At 55.1% G+C, this 13,985-nt stretch carries 19 protein-coding genes; 1 reads left to right on the forward strand and 18 read right to left on the reverse strand.

Features of this window, described 5'->3' with window-relative positions:
* Positions 1–364: 364 nt before the first annotated feature.
* From JHD74_RS24015 to JHD74_RS24095, 18 genes are all read right to left on the reverse strand, one after another.
* On the reverse strand, positions 365–790 hold the full coding sequence (locus JHD74_RS24015; RefSeq protein ID WP_199063668.1) for a tail fiber assembly protein: 426 nt from the start codon (positions 788–790) through the stop codon (positions 365–367).
* 1 nt (position 791) lies between these two features.
* The gene (locus JHD74_RS24020; RefSeq protein WP_199063669.1) at positions 792–3,536 is read right to left on the reverse strand and encodes a phage tail protein; all 2,745 of its coding nucleotides are present in this window, start codon (positions 3,534–3,536) and stop codon (positions 792–794) included.
* Between the two features lie 13 nt (positions 3,537–3,549).
* Positions 3,550–4,080, reverse strand: a complete 531-nt coding sequence (locus JHD74_RS24025) for a phage tail protein I (RefSeq protein WP_199063684.1) — start codon at positions 4,078–4,080, stop codon at positions 3,550–3,552.
* Positions 4,070–4,978 carry a baseplate assembly protein gene (locus JHD74_RS24030; protein ID WP_199063670.1) on the reverse strand — a complete coding sequence of 303 codons (909 nt, stop codon included), beginning with the start codon at positions 4,976–4,978 and terminating at the stop codon, positions 4,070–4,072. Before JHD74_RS24030 ends, JHD74_RS24025 begins: the two co-directional genes overlap by 11 nt.
* Before the next feature lie 4 nt (positions 4,979–4,982).
* On the reverse strand, positions 4,983–5,333 hold the full coding sequence (locus tag JHD74_RS24035; protein ID WP_199063671.1) for a GPW/gp25 family protein: 351 nt from the start codon (positions 5,331–5,333) through the stop codon (positions 4,983–4,985).
* Complete coding sequence (locus tag JHD74_RS24040; protein WP_199063672.1) at positions 5,330–5,962, reverse strand: phage baseplate assembly protein V; 633 nt, start codon at positions 5,960–5,962, stop codon at positions 5,330–5,332. Before JHD74_RS24040 ends, JHD74_RS24035 begins: the two co-directional genes overlap by 4 nt.
* Positions 5,963–6,017: 55 nt before the next feature.
* Entirely contained in the window at positions 6,018–6,833 is an 816-nt protein-coding gene (locus JHD74_RS24045; RefSeq protein ID WP_199063673.1) for a hypothetical protein, read from the reverse strand.
* A gap of 100 nt (positions 6,834–6,933) precedes the next feature.
* Complete coding sequence (locus tag JHD74_RS24050; RefSeq protein WP_199063674.1) at positions 6,934–7,380, reverse strand: phage virion morphogenesis protein; 447 nt, start codon at positions 7,378–7,380, stop codon at positions 6,934–6,936.
* Positions 7,367–7,840, reverse strand: a complete 474-nt coding sequence (locus JHD74_RS24055; protein ID WP_199063675.1) for a phage tail protein — start codon at positions 7,838–7,840, stop codon at positions 7,367–7,369. Before JHD74_RS24055 ends, JHD74_RS24050 begins: the two co-directional genes overlap by 14 nt.
* Positions 7,803–8,045, reverse strand: a complete 243-nt coding sequence (gene lysC / locus JHD74_RS26715) for an Rz1-like lysis system protein LysC (RefSeq protein ID WP_233169660.1) — start codon at positions 8,043–8,045, stop codon at positions 7,803–7,805. Before lysC ends, JHD74_RS24055 begins: the two co-directional genes overlap by 38 nt.
* On the reverse strand, positions 7,936–8,367 hold the full coding sequence (gene lysB / locus JHD74_RS24060) for an Rz-like lysis system protein LysB (RefSeq protein WP_199063676.1): 432 nt from the start codon (positions 8,365–8,367) through the stop codon (positions 7,936–7,938). The genes lysC and lysB overlap by 110 nt, the downstream gene beginning before the upstream one ends.
* Positions 8,364–8,873: a lysozyme gene (locus JHD74_RS24065; protein ID WP_199063677.1), complete on the reverse strand. Its 510-nt coding sequence runs from the start codon at positions 8,871–8,873 to the stop codon at positions 8,364–8,366. The genes lysB and JHD74_RS24065 overlap by 4 nt, the downstream gene beginning before the upstream one ends.
* Positions 8,857–9,066 carry a holin gene (locus JHD74_RS24070; protein ID WP_199063678.1) on the reverse strand — a complete coding sequence of 70 codons (210 nt, stop codon included), beginning with the start codon at positions 9,064–9,066 and terminating at the stop codon, positions 8,857–8,859. Before JHD74_RS24070 ends, JHD74_RS24065 begins: the two co-directional genes overlap by 17 nt.
* A gap of 4 nt (positions 9,067–9,070) precedes the next feature.
* Positions 9,071–9,274: a tail protein X gene (locus tag JHD74_RS24075; RefSeq protein ID WP_199063679.1), complete on the reverse strand. Its 204-nt coding sequence runs from the start codon at positions 9,272–9,274 to the stop codon at positions 9,071–9,073.
* Positions 9,274–9,768: a head completion/stabilization protein gene (locus JHD74_RS24080; protein WP_199063680.1), complete on the reverse strand. Its 495-nt coding sequence runs from the start codon at positions 9,766–9,768 to the stop codon at positions 9,274–9,276. Before JHD74_RS24080 ends, JHD74_RS24075 begins: the two co-directional genes overlap by 1 nt.
* A 91-nt stretch (positions 9,769–9,859) precedes the next feature.
* Positions 9,860–10,519 (reverse strand): terminase endonuclease subunit, encoded by a 660-nt coding sequence (locus tag JHD74_RS24085; protein ID WP_199063681.1) that lies wholly within the window; start codon positions 10,517–10,519, stop codon positions 9,860–9,862.
* 3 nt (positions 10,520–10,522) lie between these two features.
* Positions 10,523–11,611, reverse strand: coding sequence for a phage major capsid protein, P2 family (locus tag JHD74_RS24090; protein ID WP_199063682.1), 1,089 nt, complete (start codon positions 11,609–11,611; stop codon positions 10,523–10,525).
* A gap of 35 nt (positions 11,612–11,646) precedes the next feature.
* Positions 11,647–12,489, reverse strand: coding sequence for a GPO family capsid scaffolding protein (locus tag JHD74_RS24095; protein WP_199063683.1), 843 nt, complete (start codon positions 12,487–12,489; stop codon positions 11,647–11,649).
* Between the two features lie 138 nt (positions 12,490–12,627).
* Here JHD74_RS24095 and JHD74_RS24100 point away from each other — a divergent pair.
* The coding region (locus JHD74_RS24100) for a terminase large subunit domain-containing protein (RefSeq protein ID WP_199063685.1) at positions 12,628–13,985 on the forward strand (1,358 nt) is incomplete at its 3' end.

The raw sequence follows: 13,985 nt of genomic DNA on the forward strand, positions 1-13,985 counted from the left end.
CACCAAAACCACCACTGCCAGTGACTGTCATTGTGTCATTATCATCGTTTGGAGCGCAAAGCACATATTTGATGAAATTCATTTTTTATTCCTTTTAATTATGAGTATGTAACCGGTAACTCGACGTGCTCGACGTCTTGCAACCATTATGAGCTTCATGCCCAATGTGTTCACTCAATAGGGGATGTGCTATCACCTGTACAACAATTCAACAGATGATCGATTTAGCCGATCAATATCGACACATTGATCTACCGAATCGATTGGACGGGCTTTAACCGAGTGGGATAGTGTTAAATCTCTCTCCGGCGGCACCAGGGAAAGCTTGGATAGAACACGGCCCGCCTTGCAGCGGGCCATTTTTTTAAGCCTCCGGCACCGGCGGCCACTCAATATCCGGCGCGGCTTCAACATTTACCCGATTAATCAGCACCCGGTAACGCTTCCAGGCCAGTAACTGCGCCTGCTCATCAGTTGACGCTATCCCCAGCTCTTGCGCATCCTGCAACGGGGAGATCTTCTTTGTCGCCAGTGCCAGCCGTTGCGATTTATCTATCTTGGCGGCCTCCACCGCCTGCGCTTTTGACGGTGGCGGGATATCGACCCAGCAGGGTAAACCCTGGCTATCAGCACCCCGCATTTTCCCTTCTGGCCCTTGTGCGCAATACCTCGTCCACTCTGCATCAGTAATGGGTTTTACATCTTCCGGCCAATTGCCGTTGGCGTCATAGGCTGGTTTATCTTCCAACACATAGAGAATATTGGTGGTTGCACTGTATCCGTAACTCATTTTATACCCCCACTGCCCACCAGAAGACCACGCGTTCATTATCCCCCATCGCCGCATTAAACCCGCCTGCCGATAGGCTTTGTGCCTCAACATTCATATTTGAATCCCCCCAATGTCCAGCCAGTGTGAGCTGGACGCCGAAACAGTCCTGTGTGTAGCCACGCGGAAAACCCACCCAGGTCAGATAGCCTTCGCCTCGGTTAACAACGCCGCCTTGGAAAATAAAACCTGTCAGTTCATCTTTGTACCACCACGCCTGACGCGTGCCCGCGACGTGCGAACGGTTGTTAAACGCATTCCAGTCAACCCGGCCATTGGCGGCGTTGTTAATATAATCACGTAAATAGCCTCCCCAAAGCTCACCTGAAATATTACCATCCGGGTGATGAATGGTTTTGCCCAGATGCAAGGTAGGCCACGTACCATTGACCTTTAGCTCCCCATTGCCACGCAACTCATACCAACCGTGCTCATTACCATTACCGACATGAATACCCAGGTTATGGTATTTGCCAACCAGTTCATGGTGATAGAGCTCGGCCACCAGATTGCCCTCGCCTTTTAATCGCAGGGCATTTACCTGGCGATGACTCCCCTCCGCATTGGAATAGGTGTTAATACCCGATTTGTTGATGTAGTCGAGCCCCTGGAATGTCCCGGCCCCCTTCACCGTCAGCCAATTGATGTTGTCACCGCTCTGCTTAATGTAACGGCCATCCGATTCTGTTTTGGTATAGGCGTTGATATCACCGGCCACCAGGTTCACATCACCAGAAAGCGGCTTGCCATTCACCTTGATAGAGCGCAACGCATATTTCTGCGTTGCTTGCGCGTCGGTCAGCGCCCCCACGTCAGCCGCTGTCGGTTTGTTGTTGGGGGAATAGACGCGTTTACCGGCCTCAATGAACTGGGTATCGGCCATCACCCGGCCTTTCATCTGCAGGTCACCGCTGCGAGTGTTGATATAACCTGTCACGCCTTTCAAACCCGACGTGGTGCAGGTATTGAAGAAACCAATGCCGTACCAACTTTTCAGCATCAGGTTATTGGAGGTGTATCCAGCCGCATCGCTGCCGCCTTCAACCGAGGTGTTTTCATTACCGAAGTTAAGCCCGGCAGCAAAACGGGTTTTCCCCGTGACGATCCCGCCGGTCTTCAGCAGGTAGCGGTTATCCGCTTCGGTCTTGTTCCAGGCGTTCACATCCCCGGCTTGCAGGTTAACATCGGCTGAAAGGGGTTTGCCGTTCACCTTGATAGAACGCAATGCATACTTCTGCACCGCTTGTGCGTCCGTCAGCGCGCCTACATCCGCCGCCGTGGGCTTGTTTTTGGTATGGTAAATCGTGGCATTGCTGGCCTGGTTGGCATCAGTGCCCCAGGACAGATTATTTTTGTCATTAATGCCGAGCCGATACAGCGGCGCACTACCGCCGAGCTGAAAACCGATCGACAGATTGGCGGTGGCACTGCTGCGCTTTAACACCAGTGGCGTGTGTTCAACGCCATCAATCAGCAGAGACGTATTCTCCGTGCCAGTAGAGCCGGTTTTGACCGTCAGGTTTTTGACCGTCCCGCCTGACAGCATCAGATAACGGGCATCCGCTTCGGTCTTGTTCCAGGCGTTCACGTCCCCGGCCTGCAGGTTAACATCGGCGGAAATAGGCTTGCCGTTCACCTTGATGGAGCGAAGCGCATACTTCTGCAACGCTTGCGCATCTGTCAGCGCACCAACCTCTGCCGCCGTGGGTTTGTTCTCGGTGCTGTAATAAGACTGGAAAGGCCCCCAGACGCCACCGGGTGAACTGCGATAGCGAATATGAGTTTTAGTTGTAGACGCTCCCGCTTGCATGAAAATCTGCTTTCGGCTGCCGCCGTCATAGCAAATCGACAGCACTTCCCAGGAAGCATTGAGGTTAGGGCTGTTCTTGTGTTTCCCGGTAGTCAGTCCGAAAAAACCACTGCGGCCTATCTCATTAGGATCGGACACCACCGCACAGGTGGCCCCTAAGCCGAAAGCACCGACCTCCATCAGTTGGCCGGTTGAACCGCCCACATCTCGCATTGCCGCCGCCTTCAGCCCCAGGCTCACGCGGGCCTTGGCTTTATCCGGTAGGTCAGCCAGGTTCTGCGCCAACTTCACCGCTGCATCATTCACAGCCTTAACCGCTTTGGGCGTGGCCGCCAGGGCTTCACTGGTGCTATTGGTTACGCTGCTCAGTTGCACAAACCCCTTAGCCGCCGAGGTGGCGTCCGGGTGGTTGCGGGATTTGGCATGGTCATCAATGGCCGCCGCCACAAAATCACGGGTCGCCATCACCATGTCACCACTGACAATCAGCGTGATAGCCTCGGTGTGGCTGACGATCACCACCATGCGCAGGGTTTGCGTGCGCCCGCTGCCCTCTTCCAGTTTCGGCTTGTAGGACTCGGCCATATTGCTGACCGCAATTAGCGTGCCGTCTGCATCATACAGGCCCATTTCACGCAGCCAGAAACCGCCAACATTGGCAGGAATGACTAACTCGGCAATAAGCCGATCAAGCGCAGCCTTATCAACCGTCAGTGAATTGAGGGCAGCCCGGTGACGCTCGTTAACCAGTTTGGTCTGTGCCGGGTTGGGCGTGGGTAATTTGCCGTTACCGTCTCCGACGGCCATTCGGTCAATCTTCAACGGTTTGCCGCCCGCACTGGCGGCCGCAATTTTTGCCGCCCCGGCGGTGGTCAGAATGGCTTTGTATTTGCTCATGGTGTCTCGCTTGTTATCCGGGGTAAACGGTAAGGGTGTCGCCGTCGAACGTGCCGACGCCGGTGTGGATCTGGCCCTGGACGTCCTGCACAATATTGAGGCCGATAAGATGGCGGCTGACCGGTTTGGCATCGGCGATCATGCGTTCCATCTCCTGGTACATGGCTTCGGTGATACCGGTTTCCAACACGCCGATATCCAGTCGAAAGGTGCCGGGTGGATCATTGTTTTGCCACCACTCCAGTACCTTGATGAGATAGCCGAGCGGCTCGACCACCCGGCGAACAGCCCCCAGGGTGCCCTTATGACGGTGCAGGTAAAACGCCGAGGTCACCACGTTACGCTTGACGGTGTCAGCCCAGCGTTCATCCCAGTGATCGACTGAGAATGCCCAGGCCAAGTACGGCAACAAGGCGATCGGGCAGGTATCCGGGTTCCACAGGTCACGCACGGGCACAGGGATGCGTGCCAATTCGGCGCAGGCACGGGCGGCGGCCACTTCGAGCGCGGAAGAACCGACCGGCAATAGACGGTTATTCATCAGATCCCCCGACGGTGATGCAGTACTGTTCGCAGTACGACGCCTGGGTATTGTTCAGCACGATATCGGCCAGCGGCTTTTTCAGTTCCACACGTTGCACGCCTTCGGCATGGAGTGCGGCATAGAGAGCCGACAGGCGGATATCACGCCCTAATCGGTGTTGCGCGCTGATGTACTGTTTCAACTTAGCCTCAGCGGCGGCCTGGATCGGAGCGGCCTCCGGGCCCGGATAGAGATAGAGCACCGCCTCAATGGTGTATTTGACGATAGAGGCGGATTGCACCGTCACGCGATCACCTACCGGACGCACATCCTCATCATTCAGCGCACGGGTAACGACAGCCAACAGATCGGCGCTTGCGGTGCCGTTACCTTCCCGTGACAGCACCGAAATGGTCACACAGGCCGGGCTGGGGCTGGTTGCCTTCACGTCGGCCACCCGACCATCGGCAGAACGGCCATGATATTCATAGGCACCGGACGGCCCGGCCACGCTCATACCTTCAAACGCCTGCGGGATACGCACCCGATAATCACTGTCGGACTCCATCACCGCCGGTGTTGGCGGCAAGGTGTTGTTATCAGCAGGCGTGATGGTCAGCCGTGGAGTATTGACGTTTGCCCCCAGTTGGTCGAGGTCACTGCCCGTGGCAAAGGCCACCATCACGGCACGGGCGGCATCGTTAACACGCTGGCGCAAAATCACTTCCCGGTAGGCATTCTCCTGTAGGAGCTTCACCAGTGGTTCGGACTCCAACGCCAGGGTACGGGCAATCGCTTCACGCTGTTCCTCAGGGTAGAGCGAAATCAGCGTGGCTTTGCGTTCGGCTAGCAGGCTTTCATAGTCGAGCACCTCAACAAGGGCGGGCGCAGGGAGTTGGCTCAGGTCAATGGTTGGCATGGGTTTAGCTCACAGGAATGGACAGCGACAGCGCGCCAGGGATATCGGTACGGGTGCCGGTGAGATCGACCACCATCTTGCCGTCATAGCCGGTGTTGAAGGTGATACCGGTCAGTTTTACACGCGGCTCCCAGGCTAAAATCGCGCTGTAGCAGGCGGCCATGATATGCAGGCGCAATGCGTCATTCTGCGGCTGGTCGAGCAGTTCAGACAGTAACGAACCATATGCCCGGCGCATCGGGCGGGAGCCCACCGGCGTGATAAGAATGTCTGCCACTGACTGGCGGATATGGTCGATATCGGTTAGCCCACGTCCGGTGGCGCGATCCATCCCTATGTATTTTGCGTTGCTCATGTCGGTTTATCCGTGTTGCCACCACCGCGCTGAATGCCGCCGTGGGTGTGGGTATGGATCACTACGCCGTTGGACGTGATACTGCCGCCGGTGTGGGTGAGATTGCCGGTCATATTGCCGCCCTGATTAATCTGGATAGTGCCTGTCACCAGCTTATTGGTGCATTCCACCACGGGGGCATCGAGTGTGATCTTTTGGCTGGCTTTGACCATCACCACCTTGGTGTTGGCGGTGATGGACTCGGACGCCTCTACCGTGGCGGTTTTAATGCCGGTCACGGTCAGCGCGCCGGTGGCCGGTTCGTACTCCAGCACGGCACCGTCCGGGAACGTTACATGCAGCGCATCCGCCGAGGCTGACGGAGCCGGAAAGTCATCAGAGAAAATACCTGGTAGCACAAAGGCCGTATCCAGTTCACCACCGATCGCCAGGATCAACACCTGTTCACCTTCGGACGGTGCCCACCAGGAACGGGAACGACCAGCCCGGCAAGTGAGCCAATGCAGCCAGTCGGTGAGGTTGTCGCCGGTTTCTACTCGGCAAAGACCGTGCTCTAGGTCAACAGCGTTGATGGTGCCAATGCGGATCAGATTGCGCAGCAGGCGTAGGGTGTCGGTTTGATTGTTCATGAAGGGAAGGATGCCGCCCAAGAAGGACGGCGGCAATGCGAAACGGTTGGAACAGTTAAGGTACAACACCGCCAAAATTGAAAAAATAGCTTGAAATGAATTTTATTGGCTCAAAAACATATGATAGGTATTCATAGTCTTGCGAGAAGTATGCCCATACAACATTAGATGCCAACAAATATCCAATGAGGCAGATAAAAGAATTGCTAACAGAAAATGCAATTGCACCAGAAAAACTTCTTTGCTTTACGTATGCAAATGTCATATATATTAAAGATGTGAATACCAAAACAAACCCCACTACTATCAGAAGCCCTGAGATTTGCTCATTTACATACCTCATATAATAAGGGAGGTTCCTTATATCTTTCAATGCATTTGGCACAATCAATAGCGCATTTAAAAGACGCTCATAATAACCATCAAACGTTGACAAAAAACGAACCACATTTCTTGCTGTATAATATGCAAAGACTGAATTAACTAATGTTGCCACAATATAGAATAAATCCCAAACCCTTTTAATTGCACCTCTCGTAACCATTATAAAAACCACACCAATGAGACTAAAAAGAGTAGCAACAAAAGAAAATGAATATAAGAAATAGTTAACCTCCCCACTAAAAGAGGGTAGTGCTAAAATTATCACCACTGCAATAAATGCTCGTAAGTATTTAAACTCATTTTGAGCATCCTTCATCACCTCATTGTATTCATTATTAATAAATGTATTACCAACACCATTCACGGTGTGTGATTTATTGTTTATTGTTGCATTGATTTTCAGAGCTCTAATGCTTATTATTGCACCAACGGAAATCGTTATCGCAAATGAAAGCATCGAACCAATGCTGAATACACTATCAAACATAGAGATCCCATCCATCCTTTGAAATAAAGATCTATTTATACAATTATTTAGCATGAAAAAACAGATGTTTTTGATGCGTTTTTCACCAGCATATACTTACTCATGCCAGCAAATACTCTATGATAGTAGATTCAATAACCTTAATATCTTTCAATTCAATTCCTAGCAACAACCGTTCCTCGTACTGCACTTCGCGACTACGCAAAGAAGGCCGATCCCGTAAGCCATAATGATGCACCTCAGCCATGCGCTTCACCCGTCCCACAAATTCCACCACAGCGGCATTATTGTTGCCGTTGGCTTTCAGATAACGTGCTGTGCGCAACTTGGCAAACATCGCCCGCTTTATTCTCCCTTGCTTACTCCGTAACTGGGTTTTGCGTGGCGCATACGGCGTGCCATCCGGTGCCTGTTGCCGCTTGATATTCTGCTGCTGACTGGCACGTAGTCGCTTGGCAAGCGTAACAGCCAGTGCCTTACGCGATTGTGGCGACAAATTGCCAATCAGTCCGGCCAGCTTGGTATCAAAGGGTTCAAGATCGTTCATGCCATTCACTCACTAGCTCACCGTGAACATAGAGCTGTATTGGGCGGATCACGTCTTCCGGCAACGGAGGTTCCGGCAAGTGATCCACATGCAGCGCACCGCCCTGCTCTTTCACAATCACCCGTTCAGTCAATTGCAGATTGATGCTGATATCAAACGAGCCATCATTGTTTATATCCGCCTCAAAGGTATAACCAGTGCGCCGTTTCTCATCGGTCGCCATAATGTCCGGCTGGTTCTCACGTAACCACGCCAGGATCGGCACGATGATAAGATCCATATCCCCGCTGTAGTCGGTGATCAGCAGGTTTAGCCGAAACTGATACTCAAACGACAGCGAGCTGGCGAGCGTGGAGGCAATGCGACCACTGTCGGTAAACAGACGCAGATTCTCCGGGTTGCGTTGCAGCCAGGGCAAGAAATCAGTCAGCGCGGCGCGCAGTTGTTGGGGCTTTATCATGGTGGCGTTCCTGACACTGTTTAATCATATCGACCTGGACAGCGCAGGCCGCCAGGGCGTGTTCAAGCTGGCGGATATCCACGCTTAAGTCCCCGTTAGTGCTCGGCTGGCTGGCCGGGATCTGACACGGGCTGACCATCGGACAGCCAACGTAGATAATCGCCGGTGCCGGTGAAGGCGGGCCGCTGGTGCAGCCGGATAACATCAACAGGCAAAGCCCGACTAAACCACTCACGTAGTGCCTGGTTTTCATTGATTGCCCTCTGTAACTGTTGTTCACGCCGTAGGGCCAGACGTTGCGCCCCGGCCAATGTGTTTCTCAATTGCTTTTCAGCCTTAGCCTGCTGACCAACTTCACGCTGCAACGCAGTGATCACCTTATCGCGGCTATTGACGGCAGCGGTTAAGGTGCTGTTTTGCTGTTGCGCGTCCGCCAGGGATTTACCCAGGGAAACCAACTGCCATTTCAGCCAGCCGACGATGACCAGCAGCGTTAACGCCGATAACAACGCCGTGCGGTTGCTCATTGCGCCCCCTGTAAACACAACGTCTGTTCCGCTGCCCGGCGGCGCTCCAACCCTTTCGACTTCACCCCGTTGACGTATACCCAGCGCGGCAACTGCTGGCAGGCACTGTGCCAATCCTGCCGACGGATAAACCCGGCCAGGGTCGAGCCACAGGCCGCCGTGGTACCCACGTTAAAGGCAAAGGCCACCACCGCGTCATACACCGGTGGCGGTATGTTCACCGGCATACAGCGCCCGATGGCCCGTTCGGTGCGGGAAACATCCGCCACCAGGTTGACGGCGGCTTGCCGTTCGCTGATAACCTTACCCGGCACCACGCCTGCAGTGTGGCCGATGCCGGATGTCCACACCCCGGCACTGCACTGGTAGGGGGAAAGCTGGCAGCCTTCAAAATCAGCAATCAAGCGCAGCCCAGCATGTGAGGTTTGCAGGGTACTGAATTGCGGTAACAACATCGCCAGGGCCAGCACGGCAGCGGCGGTGCAACGTTTAACGATTGAGCTCATCCGCTACCCTCCGAGAAAGTCCGAGCCGGTTTAGCAACCGGTAGGTTTTGCGGCGGTAGTACCAGTTGACCAGGAAGGTGCCAACACCTACCGCCGCCCCAACCATAAAGGCAATGTCCTGCGGGGAATACTTGCCCACCCAGGCGAGAAACACCGCCATGACATAAGCGAAAAACGAGGTAATACGCTCCATAGGTTCAGTCCCATAAATTAACGGTTTCACGCTGCGGCGAGACAGTCACATCCGGCAGCGTCACCGGCTGGCCGTGGGGCAGGATGGCCCCGGCATCGGCCAATCCGGCATTGAGTGAATACACCTGCTCGACCACGCCCTGGGTACGGCCAAAGTAACGCCAACACAGGGCATCGACCGTGTCACCTTCTTGCGCGATAACCTGCATCACAGCAACCCGATGATGCAGTGACTGCGCTCGGCCACGTTGCTGATGGCGTTGCGGGCGGTGCGCCACAGTTCATCAATGGAAGACTCGATCACCTCCGCTTTACGGCTACCGGTGGCGGTAGTATCCAGGCTGCGGTATTGCTCCGACAGCAACGCGGTGGTCATGGCGCTGACCGCGTTCTGGTACTCACTCACCCGCACGCTTTCACCGTCGAGCAATTCTGCGGGCACATCCGCCAGCCGGTGATAGCCATCCGCCATCTGGTCACGGCGGAAAATAAACAGTTCGGCATTCACTTCGGCGATGGCGGATTTAATTGCCCGGCGCAGACGCGGTGCGGTAATGGTGCCTTCAATGCGCATCACATCACGTACCTCCAGCGGGTCGACGTCCGGCCAGAAAAAGCTGTTTTTCACGATCGGTTCATCCTCCGCCGGGGGACGCATTGCGGGCGCATCCGGGCGGGGCTTTTGGATAACGACGGTACTCATATGACCTCGAAAATAGGGGGCGGTGGACGAGGGCTTTGATACGGATAACCCGATCGCCGCTCTCGTGCCGCCCGGCGCGGGGCGCGTTCTGTCAGCGGCTGGCGGCGTTGCGAATGGCACGCTCCAGCCGTTCAATGTCCTTTTTGACGCCGCAACCGTTATGCAACTGCAACGCCCGTTTAAGGTGGTTTAACGCCAGTTCAGCCCGGCCCGCTTCGCGCAGTACATAGCCAGTGATTTTGTGCAGCTTGGCGCGTACCTGGTCGGGCATGTCTTCGGCGTCGGTGAGCTCCATGGTTTGCATCAGGTGATCGATGTTGACCGCCTGCCCGGCCTCATGGGCGCGGGTGGCTGACTCGGCGACGTCTTCGGCAATCAGGTACGGCGTGGAGCGGTTGAAGCCATTGGGCGGCACCAGTTTGTAGCGCAACGCATAACGGGCAATCGCCAGCGCGCCGGGGATGTCCCCCGCATCCAGACGCCAGATCATCACCGTCATCAGAATGACGTCCTGCGCGCCACGCCCTTCCGCCAATACACCGGCCACCCACGGGGCATACTCCGGCAGCAACTGGCGCTTAAGGTCGGCTTTGCGTTCCTGGGAGCGCACCTGCTTGAGCCTGCGCTTATCCTCGTAGAGCTTGATCAACATCAGCTCATAACCGTTAGCATGGCGTAGCGGATCGCTGCTCTGTTGTGCGGCTTCAGCAGCAGACTGACGGATAAGGTGGCGGCGCGCTGGACTGATCATGGCTTACTCTCCGCTTTTTTCTGGGGTGTCTTCCGGCGGGGTGGGCGCTTTTGGTGTGAAGTCACCCAACTCAATGTTTTCCACCACGCAGCCGCAGGCGTAATCCTCCACCACATAATCCTCGTTGATGGATTCGTAGTTCTCGATGCGGTCACGCTTCGGCACTTCTTCGATATGGCGGCGGTGGGTACCTTCCTGCCAGTAGATAGACAGGTTATCCAGACGGGTGATCATCAGGGCATTGGCCGGGAAGTACGGCACACGCACCGCTGGCAGGTTGCCGATGCGTTTCTGACTGATGATCATGTCAGCCGCCATGGCCTCGCTATTGGGCTGTACCTGATTGACCAACGGGAAGTATTTATCCGCCAGCAGTTTGCGACCGCAGATCACCACCAGTTCCGGGTCTTCCTGATACCATTCGGCAAGCAGCTCCGAATGGACATCCATCACCAGCGCATCGAGGTTGGCATAATCGCCACCGGCACCGACGCGGACCTTTTCAGAAATGATATTGCCCGCTTTATCAACCACCCTGCTCATCACGCGGGTCGCGGCTTCATCACGGTATTTTTGCAGCCAGCCGACGGCGATATCCTGCAACATCGGATTTTTAAGGCGATTGGAGGTCTTGGCGCGATGAGTGCCGTTAAAACCGATGGTGATACGATCCAGTGCCTGGCGCTTGACGATGGCATCACGTAGACGGGTTTGGAAATCCTGGTAACGCGCCCACAGGTCGAGCGTGTTATAGCGGATGTGGAAATCGTAGTTCACCTGTTGGCAGAAATAGCCGTCTTTATCCAGGGAGGCAAAATCGGCGGTTTCACGTTCGTCACCGCCGCTGGTATCGGTGGTGCTGGCAATGGTGCCATTAACGCCCAGGCCCACCTTTTCTGCCTTCATCTCAGCGACCGGCACAATGTTAATGCTGCTCAGGAACGCCGAGGACTCTTGTACACGGGTCATGATGGTTTGCGTAACGGACGGTTCAACGCTGAATTTCTTGTTCAGGTCACCGGTATCGACGCCGTTCAGCTCGGCGATACGGCTTAGAAACTTGTTAAATTGAAAGCGGGTTTTCTGACGCATGGTTTTATCCTGTTGGTTATCTTGTTCGGTGCGGTTTAGCAGTCTGTCAGCACGTCGTTTTGACCACTGCCACCCGTTGCCGCCGGGCGCTGACTGAAACTCTCGGTAGTAGAAAGCTGCTGTTTGAGGGCGGTAAATGCCGTTGCGCCGGTGTTCACTTGTTGCTTGAGATCGGCAACCTGTTGGGTCAACGTGGTTTCAAGCTGGCTAAAGCGCTGCTCGGTGCCCTGTACCTGCTCGGCGACAGTCATCACCGCACCTTCTATTTCGCTAAAGCGCGCATCATCAGTCACCTGCTTGCGGCTAAACATGGCCTTCACACGGGCGGCAAAGGTCTGCTCCGGATCGGCGACCTCTTCAAACTCAATCAGCGCTTCAATGGCGGCAGTGAAAACATTGGCCGGATCAGCCTTGCGGGCGGCCAGTGGGTTATGTTGGGCGGTGCGGCTGAAGGCCAGCATTTCAGTGCCCAGGCTGGCCGGGTCGTCGGTCACCGCCAGCCCGATCAGGTAGCTGCTGCCGGTCTTGGCAAAGTTGCGGCCGATTTCCATTGAGGTGTAAACCTTCTGGCTCTTGCCAATCATCGCCACCAGTTCGGCGGTCGGTGACAACTTGGCATATAGCGCCCATTTGCCGTGCAAACGCGATTCGTCCGGATCGTCAATCTGTTCGGCCTTCAGCTCGATCACGTCGCCATAACGGCGGAAATCACTGTCCGGCAAAATCCCCTTGATGTGCTCCAGGTTGATGCGGGCTCCGTACACCTTCGGGTTATAGCTGCTGCCCATCTGCTGAATATCGTTGGCGTCAATTTCGCGACCGTCGCAGGTGTCACCCTCCATGCCGATGCGAAACCACTTTGAAACTTTCTTTGCCATGTGAACAGCTCTCCGATTGTTAAGTTCGGGGCCAGTGTGCGGATAACAGCGAGTAGGCTCAACGCGTTGCAGTTGGAAGATCGCAGACACAACAGTGACTTAAGGCGGGTTGCGGCGGGCTTACGTAGCCTTGGCGGCATGAATACAACACCGACGACAACTATCATCAGCGATCCACGCCGCCAAGCGGCCTTGCTTTACTGGCAGGGCTTCTCCGTGCGCCAGATTGCCGAAACGCTACACGCCAAGGCACCCACCGTGCAGAGCTGGAAGCTGCGCGACAAGTGGGATGCTATCGCGCCCATTTCCCGCGTTGAGCAAAGCATGGAAGCGCGGTTGATACAGCTCATCATGAAGACCCACAAGGAGGGGATCGACTTTAAAGAGATTGACCTGTTGGGCCGCCAGATTGAACGGCTGGCACGAGTAAACCGTTACGCCCAAAGCGGCAATGAGGCAGATTTAAACCCTAACGTCGCCAACCGTAACAAGGGGGAACGCAAACCCGTAGAACGTAACCTGTTCAGCGAGTCGGCCATTGAGAAACTCAGCAGCATCTTTATGGAGACCACCTTCGATTATCAAATGGGATGGTATCGCGCCGGGCTGCAACACCGTATCCGTAACATCCTCAAGTCACGCCAAATCGGGGCGACCTTCTTCTTTGCCCGTGAGGCGCTGTTGGATGCGCTGACCACCGGGCGCAATCAAATCTTTCTCTCTGCCAGTAAGGCCCAGGCGCATGTCTTCCGCAATTACATCATTGATTTTGCGCGCCTGGTCGAGGTTGACCTGAAAGGCGATCCGATGGTGTTACCGAACGGCGCACGGCTGATGTTCCTCGGCACCAACGTGCGTACCGCGCAGAGTTACACCGGTAACCTGTACCTGGATGAATACTTTTGGATCCCCAAGTTCCAGGAACTGCGCAAGGTCGCCAGCGGTATGTCACTGCACAAGAAATGGCGCACCACCTACTTTTCTACGCCGTCCAGTCTGGCGCACTCCGCTTATCCGTTCTGGTCGGGGGAACTGTTCAACAAAGGCCGCCGTAGCAAGAACGATCACATTCAGCTCGACCTTAGCCACAGCCACCTATCGAAAGGTGTGCTGTGTGAGGATGGGCAGTGGCGGCAGATAGTCACAGTCGAAGATGCACTGACCGGCGGGTGTAACCTGTTCGACCTCAATCAACTCACGCTCGAATACAGCCCGTCCGAGTATCAGAACCTGTTGATGTGCGAGTTCGTGGACGATAGCGCCTCGGTGTTTCCGTTCGTCGAGTTGCAGAGCTGCATGGTGGATACGCTGGAAGAGTGGGAAGACGTCAACCCGTATGCGGTGCGGCCCTTTGGTTATCGCCCGGTGTGGATTGGTTATGACCCGTCAGAAGCCAATGGCGGCGACAGTGCCGGGTGTGCGGTCATCGCCCCGCCAATGGTGGCTGGGGGCAAGTTCCGCGTATTGGAGCGCCACCAGTGGCAAGGCATGAACTT

It is taken from the genome of Serratia sp. ASV30, assembly GCF_016428815.1.
Lineage (GTDB): Bacteria > Pseudomonadota > Gammaproteobacteria > Enterobacterales > Enterobacteriaceae > Chania > Chania fonticola_C.

Bases quoted from the DNA above. Each gene is read 5' to 3' on its own strand.
- JHD74_RS24015 (WP_199063668.1), bottom strand. From the start codon at position 790: ATGAGTTACGGATACAGTGCAACCACCAATATTCTCTATGTGTTGGAA.
- JHD74_RS24045 (WP_199063673.1), bottom strand. From the start codon at position 6,833: ATGTTTGATAGTGTATTCAGCATTGGTTCGATGCTTTCATTTGCGATA.
- JHD74_RS24095 (WP_199063683.1), bottom strand. From the start codon at position 12,489: ATGGCAAAGAAAGTTTCAAAGTGGTTTCGCATCGGCATGGAGGGTGAC.
- JHD74_RS24055 (WP_199063675.1), bottom strand. From the start codon at position 7,840: ATGATAAAGCCCCAACAACTGCGCGCCGCGCTGACTGATTTCTTGCCC.
- JHD74_RS24030 (WP_199063670.1), bottom strand. From the start codon at position 4,978: ATGCCAACCATTGACCTGAGCCAACTCCCTGCGCCCGCCCTTGTTGAG.
- JHD74_RS24075 (WP_199063679.1), bottom strand. From the start codon at position 9,274: ATGCAGGTTATCGCGCAAGAAGGTGACACGGTCGATGCCCTGTGTTGG.
- JHD74_RS24020 (WP_199063669.1), bottom strand. From the start codon at position 3,536: ATGAGCAAATACAAAGCCATTCTGACCACCGCCGGGGCGGCAAAAATT.
- JHD74_RS24090 (WP_199063682.1), bottom strand. From the start codon at position 11,611: ATGCGTCAGAAAACCCGCTTTCAATTTAACAAGTTTCTAAGCCGTATC.
- JHD74_RS24040 (WP_199063672.1), bottom strand. From the start codon at position 5,962: ATGAACAATCAAACCGACACCCTACGCCTGCTGCGCAATCTGATCCGC.
- JHD74_RS24080 (WP_199063680.1), bottom strand. From the start codon at position 9,768: ATGAGTACCGTCGTTATCCAAAAGCCCCGCCCGGATGCGCCCGCAATG.
- JHD74_RS24050 (WP_199063674.1), bottom strand. From the start codon at position 7,380: ATGAACGATCTTGAACCCTTTGATACCAAGCTGGCCGGACTGATTGGC.
- lysC (WP_233169660.1), bottom strand. From the start codon at position 8,045: ATGTTATCCGGCTGCACCAGCGGCCCGCCTTCACCGGCACCGGCGATT.
- JHD74_RS24085 (WP_199063681.1), bottom strand. From the start codon at position 10,519: ATGATCAGTCCAGCGCGCCGCCACCTTATCCGTCAGTCTGCTGCTGAA.
- JHD74_RS24035 (WP_199063671.1), bottom strand. From the start codon at position 5,333: ATGAGCAACGCAAAATACATAGGGATGGATCGCGCCACCGGACGTGGG.
- JHD74_RS24065 (WP_199063677.1), bottom strand. From the start codon at position 8,873: ATGAGCTCAATCGTTAAACGTTGCACCGCCGCTGCCGTGCTGGCCCTG.
- lysB (WP_199063676.1), bottom strand. From the start codon at position 8,367: ATGAGCAACCGCACGGCGTTGTTATCGGCGTTAACGCTGCTGGTCATC.
- JHD74_RS24070 (WP_199063678.1), bottom strand. From the start codon at position 9,066: ATGGAGCGTATTACCTCGTTTTTCGCTTATGTCATGGCGGTGTTTCTC.